Genomic DNA, 22,979 nt, shown 5'->3' with positions numbered 1-22,979 from the left:
ATGGGTATCCGCAAGTTTGCAATGATCGGCGCCTTGGCGCTGGCAGGCGTTTCTCTCTTCGGCCTGGCCGCCAAGGCCGAAGACGTCACCTTGACCCTCTGGTCGCTGGACAAGGACATCCAGCCGGCGCCGAACCTCGTCAAGGAATTCAACGCCCAGAACAATGGCATCAAGATCGAATATCGTCTGATCCAGTTCGATGATGTCGTCACCGAGGCCATGCGCGCCTATGCCACGGGCCAGGCCCCTGACATCATCGCCGTCGACAACCCCGAGCACGCGATGTTCTCTTCGCGCGGGGCCTTCCTCGACATTACCGACATGATCAAGGGATCGTCGGTCATCAAGCCGGAAAACTACTTCCCAGGTCCGCTGAAGTCGGTCGAATGGGACGGCAAGTACTACGGCGTGCCGAAGGCGACCAACACGATCGCGCTCTACTACAACAAGGACATGTTCAAGGCGAAGGGCCTCGACCCGAACAAGCCGCCGCAGACCTGGGACGAGCTTGTCGAGGATGCCCGCAAGCTGACCGACCCTGCCAAGAACGTCTATGGTCTCGCCTTCTCGGCCAAGGCAAACGAGGAAGGCACCTTCCAGTTCCTTCCCTGGGCCCAGATGGCGGGCGGCGGTTATCAGAACATCAATGCCGAAGGCGCGGTCAAGGCGCTTGAAACCTGGAAGACGATCATGGACGAGAAGCTTGCTTCTCCGGACACGTTGACGCGCGGCCAGTGGGATTCGACCGGCACCTTCAACTCCGGCAATGCCGCGATGGCGATCTCCGGTCCTTGGGAACTCGACCGAATGACCAAGGAGGCGAAGTTCGACTGGGGCGTTGCCCTGCTTCCGGTTCCGAAGGAAGGCGCTGAGCGTTCCTCGGCAATGGGCGACTTCAACTGGGCTATTTTCTCCAGCACGAAGCATCCGGCCGAAGCCTTCAAGGCACTGGAGTTCTTTGCCTCAAAGGACGACAAGATGTTCAAGAACTACGGCCAGCTTCCGGCCCGTTCCGACATCACCATCCCGGAAACCGGCGAGAAGCTCAAGGATGAGGCGCTGAAGGTCTTCATCGAACAGCTGAAGTACGCCAAGCCTCGCGGCCCGAATCCGCAATGGCCGAAGATCTCCAAGGCGATCCAGGACGCGATCCAGGCTGCCCTGACCGGCCAGATGAGCCCGAAGGACGCGCTCGATCAGGCTGCCGACAAGATCAAGGCCGTGCTCGGTTAATCCACTCTGCATAACCGGATGGCTTTCGGGCCATCCCTACCATTTCCTCCCGGCAGGGGCTGTCTTGCAGCGCAAGCTTCAGGCAGCCCCGTTCGGAGTATTGGAGGATCGATGAAACGGATTCTTTCAAGCGTCAGGGACGGCCGCGGCTTCGATATCACGCTGGTCGCCTTTCCGCTGGCCTTCCTGTTCCTGATGGCGGGACTGCCGCTCATCTACAATGTGGTGATGAGCTTCCAGGAGGTTGACATGTTCAGCCTCGGAACCTTCTCGCGTCCCTTCGTTGGCTTCAAGAACTATACCGATCTCTTTGCCCAGCCGGAAACCTGGCCGATCCTCGGCAACACGGTGATCTTCGTCGTCGGCTCGATCGCAGGTCAGTTTCTGATCGGATTTGGCCTGGCGCTGTTCTTCTGGGTCAATTTCCCCGGCGCCTCATGGCTGCGCGGCCTGTTTCTCGTCTCCTGGGTCATGCCCGGCCTTGTCGTCGGAGCGATCTGGAACTGGATTCTCTCGGGCGATTTCGGCGTCCTCAACTTCATCCTGAAGGAGAGCGGCATCATTAGTAGCAACATCTTCTGGCGCTCCGATCCGCATTTTTCGCTCTATGCGGTCATCATCGCCAATGTCTGGCTGGGGACTGCCTTCAACATGATCCTGCTGTCGGTCGGCCTGTCCGGCATCCCCGGTGACCTCTATGAAGCCGCCGAACTCGACGGTGCCAATGCCTGGCAACGCTTCTGGACGATCACGCTGCCGATGATGCGTTCCACGATCGGCGCCATCATCGCACTTGGGCTTATCTTCACGCTGCAGCAGTTCGATCTCTTTGCCGCCATCACCTCGGGCGGCCCGAACAACTCATCCAACGTCACACAGTACTGGGCCTGGGACCTGTCCTTCCGCCAGTATGATTTCGCCAAGGGCGCGACCATCTCCGTCATCATGATCATCTTCGTCATGTTCGCCTCGGTCGTCTATGTCCGCTCCACACGTCATGAGGTGCGCGGATGAGCGATACGACACGCAACCGCCTTATGCTCGTGATCGCCATCCTCATGGCGGCGATCTATCTGTTCCCGCTCTACTGGATGTACATCACGGCCCTCAAGGGCGGGTCCGAGATGTTCGCAACGCCCCCGAGCTTCTGGCCGGGCGACCCGCAATGGGGAACCTTCGGCTATGTCTGGGAAAGCCGCGGCATGGGCCGGTATCTCTGGAACTCGCTGGTCATCGCCGTCGGCGCCGTTACCCTGATCACCGTTCTCGGCGTCGGCTGCGCCTATGTTCTGGCGCGCTACCGCAACGTCTGGGTCGATATCGGTCTGTTCATGATCCTGATGCTGCAGGTCCTGCCGGCATCGTTGATGGTGACCCCGATCTTCGTCGGCTTCTCGCAACTGGGCATGCTCGACTATCCGCGCCTTGCCGTCATCATCGCGATCGCCGCCAAGAGCATGCCCTTCTTCGTCGTCCTGGTGCGCGCCACCTTCATGGCTGTGCCGATGGAACTCGAGGAGGCCGCGCTCGTCGATGGCAACAGCCGCGTCGGTGCCTTCTTCAGTATCGTGCTGCCGCTTGCCCGCAATGGCATCCTCGTCAGCGCCATCCTCATCTTCATGCAGGCCTTCGGTGAGTTCGTCTACTCGAAGTCGATGATCCAGGCTGCCGAGCTTCAGCCGGCGAGTGTCGGTCTCAACTCCTTCATGGGGCCGAACACCAACGAGTGGAACAACATCATGGCCTACGCCACGATGTATGTGACGCCGATCCTCGCCATCTTCGTTCTCTTGCAGCGCCGCATCGTATCCGGCCTCACCTCTGGAGCCCTCAAATGACCAATCAGATCGAGCTCAGCGGCGTCAACAAGCACTACGGCGCGTTTCATGCCCTGAAGAACATCAACCTGTCGATCGCAAAGGGCACCTTTGTTGCACTCGTCGGTCCGTCCGGCTGTGGCAAGTCCACACTGCTTCGTTCGCTCGCAGGCCTTGAGAGTATCTCTGAGGGTGAGTTGAAGATCGCCGGCGAGTTGATGAACAACGTGCCGCCGCGCAAGCGCGATGTCGCCATGGTCTTCCAGTCCTACGCGCTCTATCCGCACATGACCGTGGAGGAGAACCTGACCTACAGCCTGCGCATTCGCGGCGTCGCCAAGGCGCAAGCCAAAAAGGCGGCGGAGGAGGTCGCTGCTACAACTGGCTTGTCGCATCTGTTGAAGCGTTACCCGCGCGAGCTTTCCGGCGGCCAGCGCCAGCGCGTTGCAATGAGCCGCGCCATCATCCGCCATCCGAAAGCATTCCTGTTCGATGAGCCCCTCTCCAACCTCGATGCCGCACTGCGTGTTCACATGCGCAAGGAAATCCGGGCGCTGCACGACCGTCTGCATGCCACCTCGGTCTATGTCACCCACGACCAGATCGAGGCCATGACAATGGCCGACCATGTGGTCGTCATGCGCGAGGGCGTGATCGAGCAGCAAGGCAAGCCTCTCGATCTCTACGACAAGCCCGCCAACAAGTTCGTTGCAGGTTTCATCGGTTCACCGGCCATGAACTTCATCCCGGCGGTAGCAGGCGAAGACGGCAGGAGCCTGACCATCGATCTCGGCAGCGTGAAGCACAAGATCGCGATCGACCATCAGATCCAGCCGGGCCGCAAGGTGACTGCCGGCATTCGTCCCGAGCATATCGGCGTAACCGCACCCGGGCAGGGCACCTTCGATGTGCCTGTCGCGGTGGTGGAATCCACCGGCTCATCCACCTTCGTCACGGCGGCGACGACCCCCGAGCTGACGATCGTCGAGACGGGCCGCGGTACAGCACGCGCAGGCGAAACGGTCGGCGTGACCGTCGATCCATCGCAACTGCACCTCTTTGACCACGCGAGCGGCGTGCGCCTCTGAAGAACAAGGCGGCCGGAAAATTCCGGCCGCACACCAATCCTACCGCCCGCCTTCGATCTTGCGATGGCGCTGGTTTGTGCCGCCAGCCCCATAGGGATAGTCGGCCACATGCGGCTGGCTGACATCGCTAAGCTTCGTCATTTCTTCTTCTGAAAGCAGAAGCTTTGCAGCAGCGAGATTGTCTGCGAGCTGCTCGCTCGTCCGCGCTCCGAGAATGACGGATGTTACCACCGGTCGCGCCGCAGTCCAGGCAAGGGCGACCTGTGCCATGCTGACACCACGGGCCTTGGCGATCGCCTCTACCGTCTCGATGATCGCCCATGTCCTCTCCTGTGCATTCCGCTGGGCGTAAGATTCCATGCCGCGGCTCGGGTTTTCCCCGAGGCGGGTAGCACCGGTCGGCATCTGGTCGCGCCGGTACTTGCCCGTCAGCCAGCCGCCGCCGAGCGGCGACCACGGCAGTAGACCCATGCCGGCATCCTGGCATGCCGCGACGATTTCCAGTTCGATGTCGCGCACCAGCAGATTATACTGTGGTTGCAGCGTTACCGGACGAGTGTAGCCGCGTGCCTTGGCGATTTCGGTTGCCTTTGCGATCTGCCATCCGACATAGTTGGAGAAGCCGTAGTAGCCGATCTTTCCGGCAGAGACTGCGTCGTCGAGGAAGCGCAGCGTCTCCTCGATCGGGGTCAGTGCGTCCCATGCATGCATCTGATAGAGATCGATATGTTCGACGCCGAGGCGCAAAAGAGAGGCGTCGAGCGCCTGGTTCAGGTGGCGGCGCGAAAGGCCGATGTCGTTCGGACCTGACCCCATCGGAAACCGTCCCTTGGTCGCGATCACGGCTTGCTTTGCCTCGCTCGGGCGCGCCTTCAGCCAGCTTCCGATGATTTCCTCGGACTTGCCGGCACTGTAGACGTCGGCTGTGTCGATGAAGTTTCCGCCCCAGGCGAAGTAGTCGTCGAGCAGTTTGTGCGAGGCAGTTTCGTCGGCCTCTGCGCCGAACGTCATGGTGCCAAGGCAGTAAGCGGTTACAATTGCTCCACTATGGCCAAGCTTGCGGTAATCCATGGAAGATCCTCCTCTTCGAATAGTGACGTTGCTTGGAAGGCTTGATTTTAAGTCGCTGAACCGTTCGCCGTCGTCTCCTCAAGCACTGCAGGGGAGCACAGAAAGGGGCCTAATTAAACCGGGTATTGGTATCAACGGCTCACCTCGAGCTGTCCCGAAAACAAACTGGAATTGCCCCAACCGATTAAGTGACTGAATTCGTTTTCTGCGCATTTTCTTCTGTCGATCTCTTTTTTGTATGTACAATAATCTTGCCTTGCGGGATCAATTATCGTACATACATAATGTTAAAAGCCGGACTGATCGATGCGTTTCGAATGGGATGAAAGCAAGCGGGTAGCTAACCTGCATAAGCACGGCCTGGATTTTGCCGATGTCATTTTCTTCGACTGGGAAAGCGCGCTTGTCACCCCAACCCACAGCAATAGGTTCAAAGCAATCGGCTATTTCGAGGATGGCACCGCCGTCATCATCTATGGGCTACTTGGATCGGAGGCAGTTTCGATCATAAGCTTTCGTCCGGCCAGTGCGCGAGAAAGGGAGGCGTTCCAATGAAATATCCGGTGAAGAAGGAATTTCAACCCGGCAACGGCTATACCAAGCAAGACTGGGACGCCGTCGACAGCCCCGAATTGACAAATGAGGAAATTGCCGCGTTGCGCCCGGCCCGGCAGGTGTTGCCGTCGTCGTTTTTCGAGGAGGTTGATAAGGCCCGGAAAGCGAGAGGCAGGCCGCCGATGGCGCGGACCAAGAAATCCGTTACTATTCGGCTGGATGCAGACCTCGTCGAGCATTACAAGGCGAGGGGTGACCGCTGGCAAACGCAGATCAATAGCGACCTACGCAAGCTGTCGGGGTTGAAGTAGGCGACGCTGTCTGAGACAGCTTATTTGCCAGCGCCCCCACCGCACGCGATATTCTCCTCGCGATGCAAGGCCTTAAAGCGCTGCTACCGCTCCCGGCCTGCGATCCTGAGGAGGCTCGGCAATGCGACTTGTCCAGACGAATGTCACCCGCAGGATTCGGATCCCAGCCCCGATGAGAGCTCGACCATCGATGCCTTAATGGGGCGGCAGAAGGCTCTATAGGACGCCGCCCCTGTCGCCGGCTATCGGAAAATGACTGAGTTTCCTTTGGTTTAGCTATATCAAAACCATAAGATAACGCATTGTCTCTAGGAGTTTACGTCGCGTTGGGGCCTTCTAGCTGGCTCCCAACAAGCACGGCATCCGGAATATCGTCAAAGGACGCATAGTTCAGGTTATAGAGCCGCGAGTAGAGCTTGCGGTTTTTCATCAGCTGTTGGTGGTTACCGCTTTCGATCAGCTCGCCATTCTGCAGGACGATGATGCGGTCCGCCTCTCTGATCGTGGCGAGGCGGTGTGCGATGACCAGCCCTGTTCGGTTTTCGAGCAGCTTGACGAGCGCCTTCTGGATCAGCATCTCGGTATAGCTGTCGATATTGGCAGTTGCCTCGTCCAGTACCAGGATCTTGGCATCGGCGACCAGCGCACGGGCAAAGCTCAAAAGCTGGCGCTGGCCGAGCGAGAGATTGCCGCCGCGCTCGCCGAGCATGCTGTCATAGCCCTGCGGCAGGCGCATGATGAAGTCATGAGCTCCGACCGCCTTGGCCGCCTCGATGACCTGTTCGCGTGTCGCTTCCACCTTGTGATAGCGAATGTTGTCGAACACCGTGCCCGTAAACAGGAACGGCTCCTGGAGAACCATGGCGATCTGGTTACCGAGCGAATCCTGCGTCAGGTCGCGCACATCATGCCCACCGACCAGGACTTGTCCCTGCTGAACATCATAGAAGCGATGGATCAGCGACATGCAGCTCGACTTGCCGGAACCGGTTGGCCCGACAAGGGCCACGGTTTCGCCTGGGTTCACCTTGAAGCTCACATGCTTCAGGACCGGGTGCTTGGGATGATAGCCGAAAACCACGTCGCGGAACTCGACGGAGCCATCCATGTCGGCGGAAAGCTCCTTTGCGTCAGGCGCGTCCCTGATCTCGACTGGAACATCAAGAACCTCGGTCAGTCGTTGTCCGGAGGCCATGGCACGCTGCATGACCGAATATTGCAGCGTCAGCGAGCGAATGGGGTCGAAAAAGCGCTGGATGTAAAACAGGAAAGCGACGAGCACGCCGACATCGAGTGCCTGATTGAGAACGCGTGCACCGCCAACGACAATGACAAGTGCCATGGCAACGCCGGTCAGGGAATCCACGATCGGCACCATCACCTGGGCGTAGCGCGCTGCTGTCAGGTGCGTCTTCAGGTTTGCCCTGGCCTTGTCGTCATAGAGCGTGAAATTGACGCCCTGGCGATCCATGCTCTGGACGGCGCGCACGCCGTGGATGGCCTCGGCCAGCGCCCCTGCGGCAACGGAATTGGTCTCATGTGCTGCCATGAAGGACTTGCGCGCCAGCGGCAGCCAGAAGAGGCGAACGACAAACAGGATCGGCAGGACCGAGAGCGTCAGAAGACCGAGCTTGAAGTCGAGATAGAGCATGACGAAGACGATGCCGAACAGAAGCGTGATATCGCCGACAGACAGGACCGACGTTTCCAGGAACTCCTGCATCGAATTGACGTCGCCCTGCAGGCGCGACATGAGACGGCCGACCTCGGTCTTGTCCATGAAGGAGAGCGAAACCCGCTGGAGATGCGAAAACATCGCCTTGCGGATGTCGAAGAGCACCTCTTCCGCGACGTTGCCCACCAGCGTCTCTTGCCAGTAACTGGCGCAGTAGTTGATGAGGATCGCGGCGAGAAAGGCGATCATCGCGAAGGTCAGCGCCTGATGACTTCCACCCGGCTGCATGCCGTGATCGATGGCGTAGCGGATGATCAGCGGGATCAGCAGCTGCATGGCCGTGAAAGTCAGGACGGCAGCGACCGATAGCAGAACCTGCCTGCGGTATGGGTGCACGAACGCCCAGATGCGCTTGATGATGTTGCCATCGAAGGCCTTGCCGAACATCTCCTCTTCAATGCGATGCGAGCCAACGACGGCGCGCGGCGGTCGGCGCCCATCCTCGCGAACGTCGGAGCGTTCGGTTTCCAGTTCCTCGGCCATTTCATTCCTCCCTAGGCGCTAAGCGCCTCATCGCCCGGCCGTACCTGCAGATCGTAGAGCGCCTTGTAGCGCCCGCCCGCGGCCAGCAACTCCTCGTGCGTGCCGCGTTCGACGATTTCCCCGTTCTCGACGAACAGGATCTGGTCGGCATGCATCAGCGAGCTCAGGCGATGCGCAACAATGATGGTCACGCGATCAGCCGCGTACTTGCGCATCGCGGAGCGAATGCGCTGTTCGGTGGCCGCATCAATTGCCGCCGTTGAATCATCGAAGACCATGACGGCGGGTTTCAACATCAGGGCACGGGCGATCGACAGGCGCTGGCGCTGTCCTCCCGAGAGCGACACACCGCGTTCTCCAACGACCGTGCCGTAGCCGGTAGGCAGGCCGAGCACGTAGTTGTGCAGCTGGGCACTTTCACTCGCGCGCTCGATGCGGCTTTCCTTTGCCCAGGGGTCGCCATAGGCGATGTTGTTTTCAATCGAGGTTGTGAACAGGAAGGAGTCCTGCTGGACAACGGCGACCGCACGACGAAGCGACTGCAGCGTCGCCTTGCGGATATCCTGTCCATCAATGGTGATCTTGCCCCTGGTGACGTCGTAGAAGCGCGGGATCAGATGGGCAAGCGTCGACTTCCCGCTGCCGGGTGGCCCGACGATGCCGATCGTCTCGCCGCGCTTTGCCTCGAAGGAGACGTTGCTCAAGACCTCGTGCATCGGTGAGCTCGGATAGGCGAAGCTTACATTCTCGAAGCGCAGCGTCCCATCGGTCAGCGACAGATCCCTGGCGTCAGGGGCATCCCGCACGGCAATTTCGAGGTCGAGCAGGTTGAACAGCCGGGTGCCGCAGGTGGAGGCGCGGGCGAAAGCATTGACCATCAGGCCGAGCTGGCGGACAGGCATCTGCAGGATCGTCATGAAGGTCAGGAACGAAGTAAGCGTACCGACCGTCATCTCGCCAGCCATCACCTTGCCACCGCCAACCCAGAGGACGAGGCCCATGGCAGCGAAGAAGGAGAAGGTCATGGCGCTGGTATTGATGACACGGATGCCGACGCGTTGGTGGGCGAGCGCCAAGGCGTTCTTGGAAGCGCCCTCGAATTTCATCATCTCGTGCGCCTGCGCGGCAAAGGCCCTGACCACGCGGATGCCACCGAGATTTTCCTCCATGATCCGGGTCAGCACCGACAGCCGCTCCTGAAGGTCGAGCCACGTCGCGCGCAACCGCAACTGCGTGACCGAGGAACGCCAGGCAACGAAGGGCACGAAGCTCAAGGCAAGCAAGCCGAGAACGACATCGGTGGAAAGCAGCATGTAGGCGCCGATACCGATCAGCATGGTCAACAGCACCATGCGCACCAGCGCCGTCGAGAAATACATTCGCACGCCTTCGAGGTCGAGCAGACCGACGGTGATCAGATCGCCAGAGTGGACGCTGTCATGAAAACTGAAGGAAAGGCGCTGGATTTTCTCGTAACAGGCAAGACGCAGCTCGTAGCCCATGTGGTGGCCGACGCTCTCGCTGTAGTAGTTCTGGATCATCGTGAAGATGCCACGCAGAACGCTGGCGCCAAGCAGCATCAGCGCCGTGGTCAGCAGCGCATCCTGTGCGATCTGTCCCGCCTGGCCGCCTTCCATCGCAACCTGCGTGTGGTCGACCGCCCGACCGAGCAGACGCGGGATCATCAGCTGGAAGGTCGAGGCGACAAGGGTTGCGCCGATGGCGAAACCGGATTGCCAGGGATGGCGAAACGCCATGACGGTGATGCGGACGAGCGTAAAGAGGCCCTTGCCCCAGCCTGCCGCAGTCGCCTTCGCCATCGAAGCAGATGGCTTCGTCGCGCGTGTTAAAGCATTGCTGCTCACGGTCATATTCCAAAACAGAGGTGTGGTCGGACGTTGGTCCGGAAAGACGTCGAATCCATGAAGGGATTGATTAGCACCCTTACTTTTGCCGATTCCTTTCGGCCCTTCAAGTCAAGAATTCACCAACTGGTTATTTTATCGTGAGTGCAACAAAGACGAGGAAGCACCATTTTGACCGCCCATGGCGTCTCGAAATGTCCAAACGGTTTCAGACACTTATCCGCTCCAGACGCTGGCACTCGGAACAAAGGCTTGCCTAAATCATCTTTTGGCGCTTTGATACACGACCAGTTTGATAGACTATAGGGCGGTTCAAAACCGCGTGAACCAGTTCAACGCGCGAGCGTTTTTTCCCGCGTTGAAACCAATCGAGACACGATGCGCAGACGGTCGCAAGGGAGTTGAGATGACGGTTCAAGACCTGTTTTCTTCGAAGTCAGCGGCGGCAGCAAAGATCTCCGCCATTCCGCGTTTTGCCATAGTCGGCCGCGGCTTTTCCGGAATGATGATGGCGATCGCGCTGATGAAGACAGTGCGCCTGCCTTTTCATCTGCAGCTCTTCGACCCCAACTCTTCGGTAAGCGGGGGGCAGGCACTCTCGTCGGCGCGGACCTCCACGATCCTGAATACGCGTGTTCGCGATCTTTCCGTCTCCGTGGGCGATACAGATGATTTCAACGACTGGCTTTGTAGCAACGCGGAATTCCGCGCCGCCGTGCCTGCGGCGATCCCGGGATTTCGCCAGATCTTCGTGCCGAAAGACATTTTCAGCGACTACGTCTACCAGCGCTTCTCGGAAGCCTTGTCCGCCCGCAAGGACATTACGGTTCAGGTCTGCCATGAACCGGTTGTGGCGATCCGCAAGAGCCACGGCAACCGTTTTCTCCTCGAAAGCGCCAATCCAGCCAATCCCCTGTTCGACACCGTCATACTGGCCACTGGCTATGGTCTGCCGGAAACCGAGGAGACTGGGCAGGAGCCGTCGCAGGTGAGAGCCCAGCGCCTGGTCGCGCGCCCACACACGGTCCTTCTCGGCAGCGGCATCAGGGTTGTCGATCAACTCCTGCAATTGCGCGACGCCGGCTACGCGGGGCAGGTTACCATCCTTTCCCGACATGGCTTCCTGCCGCAGAGCCATACGCCGAACTCCGCCGACCCGGTTTTTCCGGCCGACGCGCTGCCAACAAACCTCCCCGACATCCTGCGCTTCATCCGCACGGCCTGCCGCGAGGCAGAGGAAGATGGCAGAAGCTGGCAATCCGTCATGAACGGGTTGCGCAAACACGCTCGCTCTCTGTGGCGCGCACTGCCAGCCCATCAGAAGCATCAGTTCAACCGGCACTTGCGGGCGATCTATGACAGCCACCGCAACCGATTGCCCGAGGCCATCTACGCCCGTCTCCAAAGCGAGCTCGCCAGTGGCAATACCGTACTGCGCCGTGGCGTCGTGGGTCGGCAGGGCCTGAGCGGTCTCTTCTTCCGGCCCGCCGGCTCGCACGCCGACGAGATCGTTCATGCCGAGCGTATCCTGGATTGTCGCTGCCGCGCGCCACAACTGACCTCGCCATTGCTGGCAAGCCTTGTGAGCGGAGGTTTGGCCCTCGCAGATGAATTGTCGCTCGGGCTTGCCGTCAATCAGCGGGGCCAGCCCTGCCTTGAGGATGGATCAATGGTCGATGGACTGTTTGCCGTCGGGCCCCTCGGCCTTGGCAGTCTGCCTGACATCGACCTCGTACCCGAGATCGTCAGCCAGGCCTATGCGGTTGGCGAACATATGGCTGAGCGCTTCTTTCCCCGGAGCAAGGCCGTCTGATCAGGACCGACGCGCGCGCAAATCGCCGCGGACGACGAAAGCGAGCAGTCCAGCGGCCATGACCGCAAGTGCAAACCAGGTGATCGCGTAAACCAGATGGTTGTTGGGGAAGGCGATCTGCGTCAGCCCACCGACCGGCAGGCCGCCTGGGTTTGGCGTCGCATCAACATCGATAAAGTAGGGGGCGGTATTTGCCACGCCGCGACGATCAGCGATCGCGGCGACATCGCGTGAATACCAGCGATCATTGGCCGGATCATTGGACTTGATCAGCGTGCCTCCAGGCTCGGTAATCCGCAGCAGTCCGGTGATTTTCACCGGGTTTGCAATTTGCCCTTCGCTGCGGTTTGCCGGATCGCGCTTTTCCGTCGGGACGAAACCGCGGTTGATCAGGATCGAGGTGCCGTCGGCCAGCATGAGGGGAGTGATCACCCAATAGCCGGGCCCGAGCGCCGTCGACGCGTAGATCAGCGTTTCCTTGTCGTTTTGCAGGGTCCCTTCGGCAGTCACATGGCGATATTCGTCATTGGCGCGGCTGACCTGTCCCCACTGCGCGCGCACTGGCGCGGGAACCGGCTCCGCATGGACGCGCTGATCGACGCGGGCAATCAGATCCTCTTTCCAGGAAAGCCGCTCGACCTGCCAGACACCAAGCGCAAGCAGTGCTGCAATCAACACCAGCATGAGACCGCAGAATATCGCAAGCCCGGCGGCAGTATGCTGCCTTTGTGCTTTCTCGGAGGGGATGTCGGCCATTGCCAGAAAACCTTGGCGGGCGGCGTCACCACCGCCCGCTCCTGCCTTTAGGGCATATTCTTCATCATTTCCGGGCTCATCGGCATCATGTTCGTATTCAGATGATGCATGACCCAGAGCGAACCGGCGAGCGCGATGGCGACGAGCAGAAGCGTGAAGATCAACGCCATCATCGTCCAGCCGCCTTCCGAGCGCGGGTTCATATGAAGGAAGAAGATCATATGAACGACGATCTGGATAGCGGCAAGCCCCATGACCCATGCGGCCGTTACCGATGGATTTTCGAAGACGCCGGCCATGACCAGCCAGAACGGGATCGCTGTCAGGATAACCGACAGCACGAAGCCGATCATATAGCTCTTGAAGGTGCCGTGGGCGGCCACATGACCATGGCTGTGACCATGATGGGCTTCGTGAGCGTCCTCGGTTACTGGTGCGTTCGAGGTCATCCGAGAACTCCCATAAGATAGACGAAGGAGAAGACGCCGATCCAGACGACGTCAAGGAAGTGCCAGAACATCGACAGGCACATCAGGCGGCGGCGGTTTTCCGGAATCAGGCCACGGATCGACACCTGCACCATCAGGGTGATCAGCCAGACGATACCAAAGGTGACGTGCAGACCATGTGTGCCGACCAGCGTGAAGAAACCGGACAGGAAGGCACTGCGGGTTGGACCCGCGCCCTCGTGGATCAGGTGCGAGAACTCGTAGAGTTCAATCCCAAGGAAGGCCAGGCCGAAGAGGCCGGTAATGGCCAGCCAGAATAGTGTGGCACCCTTCTCCTGCCGCTCCATCTGCAGCATCGCAAAACCGTAGGTGATGGAGGACAGAAGCAGCATCGAGGTGTTGATCGCCACCAGAGGCAGATCAAAGAGATCGGCCGGTGACGGCCCGGCCGCAAAGTTGCGGCCGAGGACGGCGAAGGTTGCAAACAGCACCGCGAAGATGAGGCAGTCGCTCATCAGGTAGAGCCAGAAGCCCAGCATTGTGCTGCCTTCCGGATGGTGTTCCTCGGTGAGGTAGAATTCAGGCTTGTCTGCCTTGTCGATCACAGCATCGCTCATGGTCTTACACCTGCTCGGCAAGCAGCGCGGTACGCTTGCGTTCCGTTTCCGTGACTTCTTCGGCGGGGATATAGAAGTCGCGATTGTAGTTGAAGGTATGGCCGATCGCGACGGCGATCATGGCGACGAACGAAAGCACGACCAACCACCACATGTACCAGATGAGGGCAAATGCCAGCACGACGCTGATCGCGCCGAGGATGACGCCGGTTCCGGTGTTCTTCGGCATGTGGATCGGCTTGAAGCCTTCCAGCGGACGGGCATAGCCGCGCGCCTTCATGTCGTACCAGGAATCATGGTCGTGGACGACGGGCGTGAAGGCGAAGTTGTAGTCCGGCGGCGGCGACGAGGTCGACCATTCCAGCGTGCGGCCATCCCAGGGATCGCCCGTCGTATCGCGCAGCTCTTCGCGCTTGAAGAAGCTGACGACGAGCTGGATGATGAAGCTGGCGATACCGATCGCGATCAGGACGGCGCCGAAGGCGGCAAGGATGAACCAGATCTGCAGCGACGGATCTTCGAACTGCGACACGCGGCGCGTGACGCCCATCAGGCCGAGCACGTAGAGCGGCATGAAGGCGAAGTAGAAGCCGATCAGCCAGAACCAGAAGGACATCTTGCCCCAGAACGGATCGAGCTTGTAGCCGAACGCCTTCGGGAACCAGTAGGTGACGCCAGCCATCAGGCCGAACACCACGCCGCCGATGATGACGTTGTGGAAGTGGGCGATCAGGAAGAGCGAGTTGTGCAGCACGAAGTCCGCGGGCGGAACGGCGAGCAGAACGCCGGTCATCCCGCCGATGACGAAGGTCACCATGAAGCCGAGCGTCCACAGCATCGGCACTTCGTAGCGAATGCGTCCCCTGTACATCGTGAACAGCCAGTTGAACATCTTCGCCCCCGTGGGGATCGAGATGATCATCGTGGTGATGCCGAAGAAGGAGTTGACGCTGGCACCCGAACCCATCGTGAAGAAGTGGTGCAGCCACACGAGGTAGGACAGGATCATGATCACGCAGGTGGCGTAGACCATCGAGGCATAACCGAAGAGACGCTTGCCGCAGAAGGTGGCAACGACTTCCGAGAAGATACCGAATGCCGGCAGCACGAGGATGTAGACCTCCGGGTGGCCCCAGATCCAGATGAGGTTGACATACATCATCGGATTGCCGCCGAGGTCATTCGTGAAGAAGTTCGTGCCGGCGTAACGGTCGAGCGACAGCAGCGCCAGCGTCGCCGTCAGGATCGGGAAGGTCGCGACGATCAGAATGTTGGTGCAGAGCGCGGTCCAGGTGAAGACTGGCATCTTCATGAAGCTCATGCCGGGTGCGCGCATCTTCACGATCGTCGCGATCAGGTTGATGCCCGATAGCGTCGTGCCGACACCGGCCACCTGGAGACCCCAGATGTAATAGTCGACACCAACGCCCGGGCTATAGGCGGCTCCCGACAGCGGCGGATAGGCAAGCCAGCCGGTCTGGGCGAATTCGCCGACGAAAAGCGAGATCATGATGATGATCGCACCGGCGGTCGTCATCCAGAACGAGAAATTGTTCAGGAACGGGAAGGAAACGTCGCGGGCGCCTATCTGCAGCGGCACGACGAGGTTCATCAGGCCCGTGACGAACGGCATGGCCATGAAGAAGATCATGATGACGCCATGGGCCGTGAAGACCTGGTCGTAGTGATGCGGCGGCAGGTAGCCGGCGGATCCGTTGAACGCGATTGCCTGTTGCAGACGCATCATGATCGCGTCGGAAAAGCCGCGCAGCAGCATGATGAGCGCCAGGATGACGTACATGATGCCGATCTTCTTGTGATCGACGCTCGTCAGCCAGTCGTGCCAGAGATAACCCCAAAGCTTGAAATAGGTAACAACACCCAGAAGCGCGATGCCGCCAAGTGCGACTGCCGCAAAGGTCACGACCAGGATCGGCTCGTGATAGGGGATCGATTCTAGGGTCAACCGACCGAAGATGAACTTCAGGAGGTCAGGATTGGAAAACATGGATGAACCCGTTCATTGATGTCGTATCGACGCAAAGCGCCAGGTCTAATTGCTGTTTGATTGCGCGGGCGCCGGGTCGCTGCCGGTGCCGTGGTCCATGCCGGGCATTGTGTGCCCGTCATGCTGCATTCCTGGCATCGTCTGCGTGTCGCCAGACTGGCCGGCGCCGTTTTGAGCGTCTGCCGGCTTGGTTTCGCTGGCATCGGGGCTTTCGCCCGCAGGCGTTTCGTGACTGCCACCGGCCTGATCGGAGTGGCGGTTGTCGTAGAGCAGCTTCTCGCGATTTTCGGCGCTTTCCTTGCCGCCGCCACCCATACGGTCGATGTGCATCATTTCGTTCATGCACATCTGACCGGGGGCCGCGCACATGTTGAGGATCGCGTTGAAGAGATCCTTGTCGACGGTCGAGAAGTAACGCACCGGCTCCCTCTCACTCGGCCGCTCGAGCTTGAGATAGGTATCCCTGTTGAGGGCAGTTCCCTTTTCCCTCACCTGCGCAACCCACTGGTCGAAGCCCTGCTGGTTTACGCCATGGAACTTGAAGCGCATGTGGGAAAAACCCGCGCCGCTATAGTTGGCCGAAAAGCCGTCGAAGATGCCTTCCTGGTTGATGACGGCATGCAGCCTGGTCTCCATGCCGGGCATTGCATAGATCTGGCCCGCGAGCGCAGGCACGTAGAAGGAATTCATGACCGACGAGGAGGTGATCCTGAAGCTGATCGGAACATCGACTGGCGCTGCCATTTCATTGACGGTCGCAATCCCGAGTTCGGGATAGAAGAACAGCCATTTCCAGTCGAGTGCGACGACTTCGACGGTCAGCGGCTTGGTATTGGCCGGGATGGCGCGCTCGGCGTCAATCCGATCGAGCGGACGAAATGGGTCGAGCTTGTGCGTGCTGATCCAGGTGATGGCCCCGAGCGCGATGATGATGGCCAGCGGCGCTGACCAGATGACCACTTCGAGACGGGTGGAATGGTGCCATTCCGGATCATAGGTGGCAGCCGTATTGGAACGGCGATAGCGCCAGGCAAACAGCAGCGTCAGGAAGATCACCGGAACGATGATCAGCAGCATCAAAACCGTCGACACGATAATCAGGTCGCGTTGCTGCATGGCGATATCGCCCGAAGGCGACATGACCACCAAATTGCATCCCGCCAGCGTCAGAAGCAGGGGCAGAATGAGGAGATGGCGGGAAAACTTTGGCAGTTTTTGCACGTCTCTATGCTCTTGTTGTTTCGTCCAGACCGCGACTAAAGCACCGTACCTGATAGCAACATGAGGTGTTTGGTCGCAGTGCAGCAGAAATGCCGCACTGCGGGATAAGGCACGTGGCGCAGGATGTCAAAATCCTGATGAAAATACGAAGGATTTTTGCGCACAATCCATTTTGAAGGGCTAATATATCCACACACGCCGATCATGCCAGTCTTTTGCAGGCTGATTTCGCGGCATGACCGTGATTTTTCATCCACATCTGATTTTCAAGCCGGATGATGAACTATTTGCGTCGATCGGACTTGATAAGCGCAGTGGTTTGATCAAGATCGCTAGTGAGGCGCTTTGCCACAGGTGCCTCAACGAGGGAGGCATTTAATGGCAGGTACAACACACTACGGACCATCGTCCACATCGATGGAGCAGGATGCGCGGCGAATTCATGCCGACAAGCCGATATCGGCCGGCAGCATCGCGATGGGCGTCGTCATCGGGCGCGCGTCCGAATTCTTCGATTTCTTCGTTTATGGCCTCGCATCCGTGCTGGTCTTCCCTCAGCTTGTCTTTCCTTTCGCGCCCGATCGACTGACGGCAACGCTTTATTCCTTTGCGATCTTTTCGCTCGCATTTCTGGCGCGCCCGGTGGGATCGCTCGTGTTCATGACCATCGACCGTTTCTATGGCCGCGGCGCCAAGCTGACGATCGCATTGTTCCTGCTTGGGGGCTCGACGGCTTCGATCGCTTTCCTGCCGGGCTACAGCGAGATTGGTGCCTGGTCGATCGCGTTGCTCGCCCTCTTCCGGCTCGGGCAGGGCTTTGCGCTCGGCGGCGCATGGGACGGCCTGGCGTCGCTGCTTGCACTCAACGCGCCGCCAAACCACCGCGGCTGGTATGCGATGATCCCGCAGCTCGGCGCCCCGATCGGCTTTGCGCTGGCAAGCGCGCTTTTCGGCTATTTCATCGCCAATCTGTCCAGTGAGGACTTCCTGAGCTGGGGCTGGCGCTATCCGTTCTTTGTCGCCTTTGCGATCAACGTGGTTGCGCTGTTTGCGCGTTTGCGTCTGGTCATGACGCCCGAATTCGGCTCCGCACTGGAACAGCACGAGCTCGAGGCGGCACCGATCCGCGACGTGGTTCGCGTCCATGGTCGCGACATCCTGCTCGGTGCCTTCGTGCCGCTCGCGAGCTTCGCGATGTTCCACCTGGTGACGATCTTCCCGCTGGGCTGGGTGTATCTTTACGGAACCCAGCCGATCGGCGGTTTCATGGTCGTGCAGATCATTGGCGCCGTGGTCGGTCTCGTCGCCATCGTCGTCTCCGGCATGATCGCAGACCTCATCGGCAGGCGTGCCCAGCTTGCGATCTGTGCCGTGCTGATTGCGATCTTCAGCTTTGTCGGTCCGCTCCTGATGGCAGCCGGCTCCGGGGGACAGAGTGCATTCGTGATCATCGGCTTCGGCGTCCTCGGACTGTCCTTTGGCCAGGCGACCGGCTCGATTTCGTCGCGCTTCGGCAGAGGTTATCGCTATACCGGTGCGGCCTTTACGTCCGACCTTGCCTGGCTCGTCGGCGCCGGCTTTGCGCCGCTCGTCGCACTGACACTGTCCAGCCACTTTGGTCTGCCTTTCGTTGGCTACTACCTGCTGTCCGGCGCGGTCTGCACGCTTGCGGCATTGGCCTTCAGCAGGGCGCTCGAACAGCGCGAGTAGCGAAGATCCGTTCAATCCGGGTCTAAACCACAACTCTGAAGTAGGTTGTGGATTATGCAAACGGGTATGGGGATCGCGCCAACCGCGTCCCCTAAAACATCTACCCTGCGCTCCGCCCGGCCCGCGACATGGCTTTCAATTTCGCGAACAGGCTTTCGATGGCATTGCGGTCGGGCCAGTAAGGCAGCAGAAAATATGAGTGATCCCAATGTGCGCGATAGCCTCGCGCACATTGGCTGTTTTGCGGACGACAGGTTGTCGATAACGACAACCTCGCCAATTTGAGGATCGCCGCCAACACTTGCTCAACATTCAAGCAGGAAGAGCCTGCCCTTCATCGCTTCATCCCAGAAAAACGGCGCGGTCCTGCCGATAAGGCGCAAGGGTCGGAACGTCGTTAATCCCCAACCGCCGTGCAGCACGCAAGCGAGACACCCGCTCCCCTCGAGGCACACGTTCCGCGCAAGCGGTCAATCAGGGCTCTGGCGGTATCATGCTCGCTCATGCGACCATCTTTGACGCGTGGTCCGGCCAATTTAAAGTGAACGCCTGTCCAATCTAAAATCAAAGCGCGGCCGTTCTAAACACGGGCGGGCTTTCGCACCCGTCGAAGCCCTGGATCCCCGGCCTATTGCATCGGCTTGCGGAATAGGAAGGGCGGAGGATGATATTGGCGAGCGTTGACCACGATGTGCTGATCGCGACCCCGATCGGCTGAAGCTGAGAGCGATCCGCGACCAGCTCGACACGTTGCTGCGCTGGTTTACGAGGTTCGTTCGCTGTGCCGCGAACGCACCCCAGCAGGGTCTGGACACCTGCAGAATGCGCAAACTGCCGGGGCTGCAGATATGACCCGGATTGAACAGGATCTGTTCCAAAGTCACGAAAAACAGCAAAGGCCTGCCTCAGGTTCCTGTAGGCAGGCCTTTGCATTCAGAGATGATGAAAGCTACATCGCGGCTACCTGCGGCTGCTTCGCCGCGCGCGCTGCGGTCAATTCCGCTGTTGTATGGTTCAGACGGTCTGCCAACACGCGCATGATCTCGACAGCCATTTCGGGGAAATCGCTGAGCAATTTCAGAAAGTGTTCCTTGCTGATGCGCAGCACTTCCAGGGGCGAGGTGGCGCGAATCGTCGCGGTACGCGAGACGTCGCACAATATGGCGATTTCACCGACGATGGAGTTGGGCTCCACATCGGCGACCTTGATGTCGCCTGCAGGTGAGTGGACAAGAATGTCGGCCGTTCCGGACAGGACGACATAGGCTGCATCCCCCGGATCCCCCTGATGGAAGAGGTCCTGCCCGACGTTGTATGTCATGCGATCGGAAGTGAAGGCCAACAATTTGAGTTTTGCAGGTGCAATTCGCGAGAAAATCGGCACCCGCCGCAGCATTTCGACTTCGTCTCTCAACAACATATACGTACTACCCCCGTCACGCTTTCCGGTGCACGACGCTTGACCGTGGCACCTCGCAAGGAGGCACCATCTTTATTGTCCCTCTTCAGGATATTACGATAACAGTTCCTTGAACATACCGTTTTGTTCGGAAAGCTCCGGAAAGTTGCCTGCTTCGGCCAGCGCACCGCGGTCAAACAGCAGGATTCGATCAAACAATTCCGCAAGTTTTGCGTTCGAAAGCACCCAGATGATGGCCGGCTGTTCGCCTTCCTTGTGCAATCCCTCGACCACATTTCGGGTAATCTGATCCTGAACACGCTGGTCGAGCGCGGATAACGGCCGGTTGAAGACAAAATAGTCAGACCGTTTGAGAAGCGCACGGGCAAGGTTCAGCTTCTGCCGTTGCGCCATCGTCAGGCGCTTGCCGCCAGAACCGACATCAAACTCAAGCCCAATCGACAAGACGTCGTCGAAGAGTTCGAGAGAGTCGAAGAGTTCGCCCATGATGGCCCGGATGCGATCGGACGCGTCCGCCTGCTGATAGGCGATGCGGCCGAACAGGACGTTGTCCATGAGGCTTGCCGAGGAGATGAAGTCCTCCGGATCATACCGCTCGATGACGGCGGAAAGATCATCCGGAATATTCTCATGGAACTGTTTTCGGGCGCTGACGATCTTGGCCATCAGCGCGTCGGTCAGAAGACCGAAACGGTGCCGCGGCTCGATATAGGCAAAGCTGAGACGGATGATTGCAGAGCGCTCTTCGGGCGTTGCGTCATCAAACCGTCGGCTCTGCAATTTCTGCAGCAGCGCCTGATAGGTCGGGATATCGTCAGCCGTCATGAAGGTCAGTTGCTGGAAGAACGGGTGATCCGGCGGCAGATCATGGAAGAGTTCGACGGCATTCTCCGCGATCTCCAGACCCATGGCGTATAGATCATCGCTGAGGCCGGTGTCGCGGAAGAGCGCCTGGAAATAGGGGTGAGCCGCCAGCCGGCGATTGTTCATCATCGGTCGTTTCATCGAGCCGAAGAGCAAATTCTCGCCGACAGTGGCTTGCGGATTGAACGCATCGAAATCGAACGGCACGACGATATTGCCGAGCTCCGACTCCTGCATGCGCTTGCGAAGCGCGGCACGCAGATCGACGATATGTCCGGCAAGGGTCACATGCACGCTCGTGTTGACGGTCGATCGAAGCGCCAGGTCGAGAATGTCCTGTGAAATGAGGACCGCATCGAGCACCGGACGGATCGCCGTCAGGATATCCTCCGGGCCGGTTGCGCCGGCAGCCTGATAGTCCACCCAGTCGCTGTTGATATCCATTGTCGGGTTGCCGGCCTTGACGGCCTCCTCGGCATGCCACTTGGCCTCAAGAGCCTCCTTGCCGTCGTACTGCGGGTCACGCATCGGGGCATGCTTCAAGCCGTAAAGAAGATTGTCCCTGAGCGTCCCGTGGAAGAAGTAGGCGTCGGCGGAGGCGTAGGACATGCGCCGGCCGGTAATGGATTCAGGCAGATCGAGAAGGTCATGGCCATCGATCGTCACGCGGCCGGAATCCGGCCACACAAGCCGACCGAGGGCTTCCGCGAAGGCTTCGGCACCACTCGAGTTCGGGCCGACGACCGCGACCGTTTCGTTGGGCTTGATTTCGACCGAGACGTGGTCGACCAGCCGCGCGCCGCTGTCGTCACTCACAGTGAGATTTGTGACCACGAGCGGAGCTGTCAGGGCGCCGATCGTTTCTGACGAAATATCCTGTATCTTGCCGTCGATCAGCGGCTCGACGTTGAACTGCTCGTAGACCTGTTGATACTTGACCTGCACGTCCTGGCGCATCTGATCCCAGTCGATCAGTTCCTTGAGCGGACCCGGCAGATCCTTGTAGGCGCTGATGACCGCAACGAGCTGGCCGATGTCCAGTCGGCCCTGCAGCGCAAGATACCCGCCGATTGCGTAAAACAGGAATGGAGTGACCTGGGCGAGGAAATTGTTCAGGAACTTGACCAGGAACTTCCACTGGTAGAGGTCATAACGGATCGAGAAGATCAGCCCGAGCCTGGTGGCGATGTCGGCGCGCTCGAAATTCGAAGTGTCGTTGCCGTGAATCGTGCCGATGCCATCGACGATTTCGCCAACGCGTCCGGACAGCTCGCGGGCTGTCAGCTGACGCTGGCGGCCAAGCTCGAGCAGGCGCTTTCTCATGCGCGGGATCACCACCGCCTGCACTCCGACGATCCCCGCGGCAATCATCCCGAGCCAGAAATTCTGCACGATGATGAAGGCGAGCGCCGTCAGCGCCTGACCGCCGAGCAAGGCAGGCGAAACGAATGCATCCCCGGTGAAGCCGCCCATCGGTTCGACTTCATCCTTGATCATCGTTGCGATCTCGGCGGACTTGACGCGCTTGAAATGCGACGGCGGGAAGCGGAGTACCCGGTCGATCAACTCGAACCGGATGCGGCGCAGCATGCGCTCGCCAAGCCGTCCCTTGTAGGTGTTGATGTAGAATTTGAAGAGACCGTTCAGCACGACCAGCGCGAGGAAGACGAGGCTGAGCCCCATCAGCATTTGCAGGCGATCAAGCTGGAGGCCCTTGAAAAACTCTACCTCGCCGATGAACGGAAAGGTGTAGGACAACCGCATGAACGTCTGCGTTGCGCCTTCGCCCTCGAAGCCCGAGCCCTGAATCGGTCCGTTGACGATCTGCTTCGGCAGGTCGAAGGACAGAAAGTAGGGGATCATCGAGACTGCAACGACTGTCAAAATCCAGAGCTGCTGCAGCCGCGTGTTCGACCAGATGTAACGCGCGAGGCTTTTTTCCATTGCTAACCGTCAGTTGCCT

Annotated in this window: 18 protein-coding genes; 8 read left to right on the top strand and 10 right to left on the bottom strand. The window is 59.4% G+C overall.

Annotated elements, in window-relative coordinates; all coding sequences use genetic code 11:
* The 4 genes from C934_RS0110515 to C934_RS0110500 all read left to right on the top strand — a co-directional run bounded on the left by C934_RS0110515 (position 1) and on the right by C934_RS0110500 (position 4,138).
* Complete coding sequence (locus C934_RS0110515; protein ID WP_018856680.1) at positions 1 to 1,233, top strand: ABC transporter substrate-binding protein; 1,233 nt, start codon at positions 1 to 3, stop codon at positions 1,231 to 1,233.
* Between the two features lie 111 nt (positions 1,234 to 1,344).
* On the top strand, positions 1,345 to 2,247 hold the full coding sequence (locus tag C934_RS0110510) for a carbohydrate ABC transporter permease (RefSeq protein ID WP_018856679.1): 903 nt from the start codon (positions 1,345 to 1,347) through the stop codon (positions 2,245 to 2,247).
* Positions 2,244 to 3,071: a carbohydrate ABC transporter permease gene (locus C934_RS0110505; protein WP_018856678.1), complete on the top strand. Its 828-nt coding sequence runs from the start codon at positions 2,244 to 2,246 to the stop codon at positions 3,069 to 3,071. Before C934_RS0110510 ends, C934_RS0110505 begins: the two co-directional genes overlap by 4 nt.
* On the top strand, positions 3,068 to 4,138 hold the full coding sequence (locus C934_RS0110500) for an ABC transporter ATP-binding protein (protein WP_018856677.1): 1,071 nt from the start codon (positions 3,068 to 3,070) through the stop codon (positions 4,136 to 4,138). Before C934_RS0110505 ends, C934_RS0110500 begins: the two co-directional genes overlap by 4 nt.
* A gap of 39 nt (positions 4,139 to 4,177) precedes the next feature.
* Here the strand turns inward: C934_RS0110500 and C934_RS0110495 are convergent, their stop codons facing one another.
* Positions 4,178 to 5,209: an aldo/keto reductase gene (locus tag C934_RS0110495; RefSeq protein WP_018856676.1), complete on the bottom strand. Its 1,032-nt coding sequence runs from the start codon at positions 5,207 to 5,209 to the stop codon at positions 4,178 to 4,180.
* A 306-nt stretch (positions 5,210 to 5,515) separates the two neighbouring features.
* Here C934_RS0110495 and C934_RS0110490 point away from each other — a divergent pair, with 306 nt between their 5' ends.
* On the top strand, positions 5,516 to 5,764 hold the full coding sequence (locus C934_RS0110490; protein WP_018856675.1) for a BrnT family toxin: 249 nt from the start codon (positions 5,516 to 5,518) through the stop codon (positions 5,762 to 5,764).
* Positions 5,761 to 6,075, top strand: a complete 315-nt coding sequence (locus tag C934_RS0110485; protein WP_018856674.1) for a BrnA antitoxin family protein — start codon at positions 5,761 to 5,763, stop codon at positions 6,073 to 6,075. Before C934_RS0110490 ends, C934_RS0110485 begins: the two co-directional genes overlap by 4 nt.
* A gap of 316 nt (positions 6,076 to 6,391) precedes the next feature.
* On the opposite strand, the gene C934_RS31840 is transcribed toward C934_RS0110485, so the two are convergent.
* Positions 6,392 to 8,293, bottom strand: coding sequence for an ABC transporter ATP-binding protein (locus C934_RS31840; protein ID WP_018856673.1), 1,902 nt, complete (start codon positions 8,291 to 8,293; stop codon positions 6,392 to 6,394).
* Positions 8,294 to 8,304: 11 nt separating this feature from the next.
* A complete protein-coding gene (locus C934_RS0110475) occupies positions 8,305 to 10,113 on the bottom strand; it encodes an ABC transporter ATP-binding protein (protein ID WP_018856672.1) in 1,809 nt (602 codons plus the stop codon).
* A gap of 451 nt (positions 10,114 to 10,564) precedes the next feature.
* On the opposite strand from C934_RS0110475, the gene C934_RS0110470 reads away from it, so the two are divergent.
* Positions 10,565 to 11,971, top strand: a complete 1,407-nt coding sequence (locus C934_RS0110470) for an FAD/NAD(P)-binding protein (RefSeq protein ID WP_018856671.1) — start codon at positions 10,565 to 10,567, stop codon at positions 11,969 to 11,971.
* Here the strand turns inward: C934_RS0110470 and C934_RS0110465 are convergent, their stop codons facing one another.
* From C934_RS0110465 to cyoA, 5 genes are read right to left on the bottom strand one after another with little or no spacing between them, the layout of a single operon-like run.
* On the bottom strand, positions 11,972 to 12,727 hold the full coding sequence (locus tag C934_RS0110465; RefSeq protein WP_018856670.1) for an SURF1 family protein: 756 nt from the start codon (positions 12,725 to 12,727) through the stop codon (positions 11,972 to 11,974).
* Between the two features lie 47 nt (positions 12,728 to 12,774).
* The gene (cyoD, locus tag C934_RS0110460; protein ID WP_018856669.1) at positions 12,775 to 13,176 is read right to left on the bottom strand and encodes a cytochrome o ubiquinol oxidase subunit IV; all 402 of its coding nucleotides are present in this window, start codon (positions 13,174 to 13,176) and stop codon (positions 12,775 to 12,777) included.
* A complete protein-coding gene (gene cyoC, locus C934_RS0110455; RefSeq protein ID WP_018856668.1) occupies positions 13,173 to 13,793 on the bottom strand; it encodes a cytochrome o ubiquinol oxidase subunit III in 621 nt (206 codons plus the stop codon). The genes cyoD and cyoC overlap by 4 nt, the downstream gene beginning before the upstream one ends.
* A gap of 4 nt (positions 13,794 to 13,797) precedes the next feature.
* Entirely contained in the window at positions 13,798 to 15,801 is a 2,004-nt protein-coding gene (cyoB, locus tag C934_RS0110450) for a cytochrome o ubiquinol oxidase subunit I (RefSeq protein WP_018856667.1), read from the bottom strand.
* A 45-nt stretch (positions 15,802 to 15,846) separates the two neighbouring features.
* Entirely contained in the window at positions 15,847 to 17,022 is a 1,176-nt protein-coding gene (gene cyoA, locus C934_RS0110445) for a ubiquinol oxidase subunit II (protein ID WP_018856666.1), read from the bottom strand.
* A 378-nt stretch (positions 17,023 to 17,400) separates the two neighbouring features.
* Here cyoA and C934_RS0110435 point away from each other — a divergent pair, with 378 nt between their 5' ends.
* Positions 17,401 to 18,732, top strand: a complete 1,332-nt coding sequence (locus tag C934_RS0110435; RefSeq protein ID WP_026371725.1) for an MFS transporter — start codon at positions 17,401 to 17,403, stop codon at positions 18,730 to 18,732.
* Positions 18,733 to 19,681: 949 nt separating this feature from the next.
* Here the strand turns inward: C934_RS0110435 and C934_RS0110430 are convergent.
* Positions 19,682 to 20,152 (bottom strand): cyclic nucleotide-binding domain-containing protein, encoded by a 471-nt coding sequence (locus C934_RS0110430; protein WP_018856664.1) that lies wholly within the window; start codon positions 20,150 to 20,152, stop codon positions 19,682 to 19,684.
* A 93-nt stretch (positions 20,153 to 20,245) separates the two neighbouring features.
* Positions 20,246 to 22,960, bottom strand: coding sequence for an ABC transporter ATP-binding protein (locus C934_RS0110425; RefSeq protein WP_018856663.1), 2,715 nt, complete (start codon positions 22,958 to 22,960; stop codon positions 20,246 to 20,248).
* Positions 22,961 to 22,979: the final 19 nt, after the last annotated feature.

The organism is Rhizobium sp. 42MFCr.1 (genome assembly GCF_000377185.1).
In the GTDB taxonomy this organism is placed as follows: domain Bacteria; phylum Pseudomonadota; class Alphaproteobacteria; order Rhizobiales; family Rhizobiaceae; genus Rhizobium; species Rhizobium altiplani.
The sequence above is the reverse complement of the archived record's forward strand: the minus strand, read 5'-3'. Positions and strand labels throughout refer to the sequence as shown.